The 6,034-nt window shown below is 43.2% G+C and carries 9 protein-coding genes; all 9 read right to left on the bottom strand.

The features are described from left to right. The coding region (locus KXV15_RS13375) for a 2Fe-2S iron-sulfur cluster-binding protein (RefSeq protein ID WP_240008553.1) at positions 1-352 on the bottom strand (352 nt) is incomplete at its 3' end. Further along, positions 352-717, bottom strand: a complete 366-nt coding sequence (locus tag KXV15_RS13370; protein ID WP_240008714.1) for a phenol hydroxylase subunit P4 — start codon at positions 715-717, stop codon at positions 352-354. The genes KXV15_RS13375 and KXV15_RS13370, both read right to left, overlap by 1 nt. 11 nt (positions 718-728) lie before the next feature. Continuing rightward, entirely contained in the window at positions 729-2,246 is a 1,518-nt protein-coding gene (locus KXV15_RS13365; RefSeq protein WP_240008713.1) for an aromatic/alkene/methane monooxygenase hydroxylase/oxygenase subunit alpha, read from the bottom strand. A 13-nt stretch (positions 2,247-2,259) separates the two neighbouring features. Next, a complete protein-coding gene (locus tag KXV15_RS13360) occupies positions 2,260-2,532 on the bottom strand; it encodes an MmoB/DmpM family protein (protein ID WP_240008712.1) in 273 nt (90 codons plus the stop codon). Positions 2,533-2,536: 4 nt separating this feature from the next. Further along, on the bottom strand, positions 2,537-3,526 hold the full coding sequence (locus KXV15_RS13355; RefSeq protein WP_240008711.1) for a ferritin family protein: 990 nt from the start codon (positions 3,524-3,526) through the stop codon (positions 2,537-2,539). Between the two features lie 35 nt (positions 3,527-3,561). Next, positions 3,562-3,816, bottom strand: a complete 255-nt coding sequence (locus tag KXV15_RS13350) for a phenol hydroxylase subunit (protein ID WP_240008710.1) — start codon at positions 3,814-3,816, stop codon at positions 3,562-3,564. Between the two features lie 210 nt (positions 3,817-4,026). Continuing rightward, a complete protein-coding gene (locus tag KXV15_RS13345) occupies positions 4,027-4,467 on the bottom strand; it encodes a tautomerase family protein (RefSeq protein ID WP_240008709.1) in 441 nt (146 codons plus the stop codon). A 12-nt stretch (positions 4,468-4,479) separates the two neighbouring features. Next, entirely contained in the window at positions 4,480-5,226 is a 747-nt protein-coding gene (locus KXV15_RS13340) for an SDR family oxidoreductase (RefSeq protein WP_240008708.1), read from the bottom strand. 17 nt (positions 5,227-5,243) lie between these two features. Further along, positions 5,244-6,032 carry a 2-oxo-3-hexenedioate decarboxylase gene (dmpH, locus tag KXV15_RS13335; protein ID WP_240008707.1) on the bottom strand — a complete coding sequence of 263 codons (789 nt, stop codon included), beginning with the start codon at positions 6,030-6,032 and terminating at the stop codon, positions 5,244-5,246. Positions 6,033-6,034 lie beyond the last annotated feature (2 nt).

The following is a 6,034-nucleotide window of genomic DNA, read 5'->3' as shown; positions in this document are numbered from 1 at the left end:
CATGGGTTAGATTAGTGATTGCGGTGACTTCACAATCAAAGTCTTTCACCGCAATCCTTCTTGCATCATCATCCTCGTCAATGTCCGCTTCAATCGTTACATCCGATTGTAGGCGGCATTCACAAGCTAATGTCTTACCCTCATCCCTTTCAAAATCCATCAAAGCAAAAGGTGAAGCAGCACCATGGTCAACTTCCCCATCGAGAACATCAACCTTGCAGGTTCCACACAATCCATGGCCGCACGCATGCGGTAAATATATTCCCGCACGCAATGCCGCATCCAACACTGTCTGGCCTTCTTCTACTTCTATCTCTTCGCCCAATGGCTCTATCGTCAAGGTATAGGTCATTAAACGTATTTCCCCTCAAAGCCGTCCAACCCAGGCGTTGTAAAACGTATCAATGACTTATGGCGCACACCTTGTTCACCAATTGATTTGGCAAAATCAGGGGTTATAGGATTACCATCTAATGTCCACTCAACCTTAGACCAGTCGATTTTTTCAAAATCAGGGTGTGTGCCATAAACTGACTTTGCGACTTCTGGCAACGCACCAAAAGGGGTTGGCGGGGGCAATGGTGCCGCCATTGCCGCCACGAATGACATATGTTTATTCCAATATAGATAAACCATCAGATTACCGTGATATTGTTCAGGCAAGTCACGGTTTGGGTTAAAGTCTTTATAATTATCAACAATTGCTTTTACTGGCATATCACCCTCCCCTATTCTGCGGCTTCTTTGGTGGTGGCATTTTTCCAAGATTCCCAAAGTTTATTATCTTCGGAACCGACATATTCGCCTCCATCATTTGGCCCGAACATATAATATGCCAAAACATCAGGAATAGTTGGGCCACCACAATTACCTTGGAAGATTTGCTGAATTGGAAGCCAAGAAGAAATATATTTTTCAGGCTCACGGTCAAAAATATCCTTACAACCATCGGAACAGAAGTGATAATGCTGACCTTCATATTCGCTTTCACGGAAGCAAGTTGTAGTTGGGTCATCAGGTTCTGTGAAAGTCATTGGCAATTGGCAGGTATGGCATAATTGCAAAAGACCATTGTAGTAAAAACGCTTTCCTTCTGCCTCTTGCTGCTTCCAAAGCTCGAAACGCGGGCGATAATATTTATCGAAAGTATTTGGATATTTCTCGCTTAGCCAATCCATATGCTCATCATCAGGCATCCATGCATGAAGACCTGTTACATGGCTTAATTGATATAATAGGCCATAAAGCTGATGTGAAATATGCTCACAAGCCTCAGTTGCTTGTTCGTGATATTTTGGCATCTTAAGACCATAGCGCTCCAAATCCTTGAACAATGAACCACCAGCTTCAACAAAATAGATTTCCCACGCTTCTTTCCAAGACATAACTTTTTTCGGAAGCATGTAGTCCATCATCATTGACACCAAACCAAGCAAGCGGAACCCACGCCAGAACCATTTATCAACCCATTCCTGCACGATTGGTAAATTATCTGGATGCTGTTCAAGCAAGAATTTGATAACCTCGATGCCCAGTGTCATGTGGCGGCTTTCATCTGATTGCGCAGAGAAGCCAAAGGTTACAGTTGACATATCGCCGTTATATGCGGCACCAGACATGAATGGAACGAAAAGAAGGTTGGTCAAAACATATTCAAACGCAAAACCAATCGCAATCATAAATTCAAATGGGCCAGCAGTACGTGCATCATCAAAGAATGATTTAGGCACAGAAAGATAGAACACACGATCATGCATAGTTCTAAATTCTGATAGACCGTTAAAAAACTTGTTGAAATGCGATATTGTATGACATTGCGTTTGGAAGTGGCGCAATTCATCAAGCGATTGTTGTTGGCATGCGACACGTGGGCCAACGCCACGAAGGTGGCGGCCCGTGAAGGCAAAACCACGATGCGCTTGATATTCCTCAGGCGAAATACCAGTAAGAAATAATTTCAACACATTTACATAGCGTGCATCAGAAATATTCGTTTGCCCATTATTTTGTGCGAACGCATCGATAACCGCATAAAGTTTACGTTCTTTTTCGGCTTGGAATTTCCAATATGAATCCATTGTCAAACGGAATGGATCTTCCCATTTTGACCAATCAGTAATTTTGATGCCTTCGAATTTATCATATGGGAAAACATCATCCATTTTTTCATAGGTTGTTTCCCAATCAAGACCGCGTGTAAGGTGGGCGTATTTTTGCTTGATGCCCATTTTCTTTGTAGGTGCCATTTTCTTCCCTTCCTTAATGTTTCCAGCTTAATTTTATTTGGTCATCATCTTCATCGAGGTTGCCCGCCATCGAAATCAAAACCATGTGGATTTGTTGCGGGTCCCATTCAGAACCCAATTTTTCCTCCACAGTCGCACGATTGATAACCAATTCATCATCAACGTCGATTTTAACCGCACCCGGCATATTCAATACGCGAGCCGTCGGATTGTCTTGCAAAATAGCCTCCATCACTGGGCGGGCTTCATCATTCTGGTACAAGGTTATTGATGCTATTTGTGCCATCTGATTATATCTCCAATCCAAGTGATTTTGCGGTTACCCGCTCTTTATCGGCATAGGTTTTGGCAATATTTTCATCACCCGCAATTGCAGCCGTATATGTACGCAATGCGTCTTCGGCACGATTAATCCAATCACTCGCCCACGCCGAAACAATTGCTTTGTTTTCTGCGCTTTCGGCGGCAACGATTTTTATGGTTGAGTGTGACCAACGCGCCTCTTCTTTTTGCCAGTCATTCATAAATTCACTAAGCATAGAAATTGGCAAAGAGGCCTCACCCCAAGCATCATCCAAACCGTTATAAATTGCCTCAAGGATTACGCCGTTTATGCCCAACACTTGTGCCACAAATAGTTCAAAGAAATCGCGTTGCACGAGTGTATTTTCAACCAATTTGCGAATACCTTGCCATGCTTTATCGTTCATCCATGCGTCTTTTGCCTTGTCCAAACCGTTGCCAGTTTGACCATCAAGCTCAAGGCCGATACGTGATACAATTTGCGCCATTCCTAAATGATCACCAGCAGAGAACATGCAAGGTGCAGTAAACGCCGTGCCGTATCCGCGCTGGCACATTTCAGAGGTATTCATATTACTGCCCCAATGCACATGGCGCGCAGGGATAAGACCTATAATCAATTTTTGCTTAAGTTCATCGGAAAGTTTGCCCAAAAGGTTTTTGTCTTCAACAAAGGTAAAATTACGCTCAACAGACTGGTTCATATTCGCGCGGGCAATATTATATGTCGCATAATAATATTGGCGTGGGTCAAGGGGTTTATACCAATCTTCCATAACCACCTTGGTTTTGCCGGTATCATAGTGCCAGAATTCAGGTTCCCATAATGGTCGATAATGAAAGTTTTCTGTTGCTTGCACATCAAGAGTTGCCTCTTGATAGCGCGATGCGGGTTTGTCACCACCTATACGGCGGGCGACATGACCGAAAGTGTGACGTTTCGGTTCAAAATCCATAGTTTTAATTTCAACGGTCATTTCAAACTCCAAGTAACTATTTGTATTTATTTTATTTATTCAAATTCATCAGGCATAAACTTTCCTAAAAGCCCGGCCACCTCTCTTGATGGTTCGGGATCAGGGGAAAGCATTACAACGTCATTTGCTTCGCAAAATGCTTTAAACGCGTCAGGCGGAAGGATTAATTCCACCGCAAGGTCACTATCATTGAGGGAAAATTCAAATTCGATATATTTGCCAAGGCGCGTCCCAAGGATTTTTACAAACCCTTTGCCCAGCAGTTTTTTCAAAGGGGCTCTATCGGCCATTTTTTCTCCCTTTTCTCGGGCAAAATACCCCCATCGCCCGCAATTATGCGTTCGTTAAACCTCAGGCTTAACCTGTGTTTTGGGATTACCCGTTCGTTTCCTGACTTGTGATTTTTAACACTTATTTTTTATATGGAAATTTATGTATTAAAATCTTTATACAATAAAATACTTTTTTTCTGTCTATGTAATACCTTTTGGGTATTAATATTATTTTGCCATTTCCGTCTTGCGTGCCTCTAATTCCTTGGCGCGCAGAATGGACGCAGGCACACCACCAATTGCCCATAATTCAGGTTCTGCATTGGCAATATGAACACGAACTTGTGATTTATTAATTTCTAAATTGCGGGCAATTATTTCAGATATTTCGTCCATAATTTTATGGAATTGCTCTAATGGCCTTCCCTTCATAAGGGTCATCTGCACAAATGGAATTTCAAGTGATTTACGGGTTTCAAAATCGCTGATATCCGATGCAGGGTTGCCAGCAAGCCCCCATAAATCTTGATCAATTTCATTTATCCAAATCATAAGACGCTCTTTTGGTGCCGAAAGCACCTTATGCATAGCGTCCGTAGTTTCACGGATAATTTGTTTTAATTTTTGGCGATCATGCCCTTTTAATATATTTATTATTGCCGTTGGCATTGCAATCTCCTTTTACGGTAAACCTTTACGGCGACCGCTATCAAGCATAATTGTTGAACCTGTCATGGCGTCGGCTTCTTCATCAAGTAATAACGAAACCGCCCATGCAACTTGTGAAGGCGTTGTAAATGCACCAAGCGATGATTCTGACGCCATAATTTCCAAAACTTCTTCTAATGTTTGTCCATCACGCTCGGCACGGGCTTTAGCAACATTTCTAAGGCGTGGCGTATCTGCGGGACCGGGTGCAATTATGTGACTTGTGATCCCACGCGCACCATAAGCAAGCGATAATTGACGCGAAACATTAATAAGTGCGGCATTGCCAACCCCTGCGGTTGCGGCATAGGCAGTTGGTTCAAGACCATAATGACCACCAATTGCCACGAGGCGTGAATGTTTTTCAAGACGGCTATCAACCGCACGCACCATGCGTAAAAAACCGCCAACTTTTATATTTACGGCCTCACTCATGGCGGCAATATCAGCATCCATAACGCCACCCGCAACCGGAACCCCTGCTGAATTAACAATAATTTTAACCGGGGCGTTACATGCGGACTTGATAATCTCGATTGAACTATCTTTTGATAAATCAGCCTTGCAAGGAATTATATTGCCAATTTCGGCACCAAGTTTTTGCAATTCCTCTAAATTGCGCCCAACGGCAACAATTTTTAAGCCGCGTGCCACAAGTTTTTTGGTGATTTCACGACCAAATTCACCACTTGCCCCCGCAATGACCGCTAATTTATCCATCAGCCCCTCTTTCGATTTTAGGCAAAGTTAACATTCACAGAGCCAAGACCCTGCGCACGTAATTGCACGTTATCACCAGCTTTTACTGCCACGGCCTCGGTGATGCCTCCGGTCAAGATTACTGAACCTGCTTTTATCCCTTCGCCACGGCGCGCCAGAAGGTTGACAACCATTGCCACCGCCATCGCAGGATGCCCAAGAACCGCAGCACCCGCACCAAATGAAAATGGCTTACCGTTATGCGTCATAACAATGCCAAGTGATTTCAAATCCAAATCCGATGCCGCACGTGCGCGCCCACCAAGAACAAAACGGCTTGAGGACGAATTATCGGCAACCACACTTGGCAAATCGAATTTGAAATTTTCATAGCGGCTGTCGATAATTTCTAATGCAGGCATTACAAAATCTGTTGCCGCTAAAACTGCACCAACATGACACCCAGCGCCTTCCAAATCCTTATTAAGAACAAATGCAATCTCTGGCTCAACCCGTGGATGGATAAGTTTTGTGATATCAATTGTTTCACCATCACCAACAGCAAAATAGTCTGCCAAATATCCATATGACGGCTTATCAACACCGACTTGGATCATCTTTGCACGTGAGGTTAAACCAGCCTTGATGCCAACAATTTTATGACCACGGGCAATTTTCCTATCACGGACAATATGTTGAATATCATAACCATCCTGCTCATCAATTTCAGGATATTTAATTGATAATTGTGCGATTGCTTTTGCTTCTAGCTCGGCATTTTCGACAATAGTTGCTAGTTCTTCGAGAATTTCTTTTGAAAGTGCCATTT

The sequence above is a fragment of the Pseudaquidulcibacter saccharophilus genome, assembly GCF_019455445.1.
Classification (GTDB): Bacteria; Pseudomonadota; Alphaproteobacteria; order Caulobacterales; family Aquidulcibacteraceae; genus Pseudaquidulcibacter; species Pseudaquidulcibacter saccharophilus.
The sequence above is the reverse complement of the archived record's forward strand: the minus strand, read 5'-3'. Positions and strand labels throughout refer to the sequence as shown.

Coding starts and splice junctions, on each gene's coding strand:
- KXV15_RS13340 (WP_240008708.1), bottom strand. CDS start 5,226: ATGGATAAATTAGCGGTCATTGCGGGGGCAAGTGGTGAATTTGGTCGT.
- KXV15_RS13360 (WP_240008712.1), bottom strand. CDS start 2,532: ATGGCACAAATAGCATCAATAACCTTGTACCAGAATGATGAAGCCCGC.
- KXV15_RS13365 (WP_240008713.1), bottom strand. CDS start 2,246: ATGGCACCTACAAAGAAAATGGGCATCAAGCAAAAATACGCCCACCTT.
- KXV15_RS13345 (WP_240008709.1), bottom strand. CDS start 4,467: ATGCCAACGGCAATAATAAATATATTAAAAGGGCATGATCGCCAAAAA.
- KXV15_RS13370 (WP_240008714.1), bottom strand. CDS start 717: ATGCCAGTAAAAGCAATTGTTGATAATTATAAAGACTTTAACCCAAAC.
- dmpH (WP_240008707.1), bottom strand. CDS start 6,032: ATGGCACTTTCAAAAGAAATTCTCGAAGAACTAGCAACTATTGTCGAA.
- KXV15_RS13355 (WP_240008711.1), bottom strand. CDS start 3,526: ATGACCGTTGAAATTAAAACTATGGATTTTGAACCGAAACGTCACACT.
- KXV15_RS13350 (WP_240008710.1), bottom strand. CDS start 3,816: ATGGCCGATAGAGCCCCTTTGAAAAAACTGCTGGGCAAAGGGTTTGTA.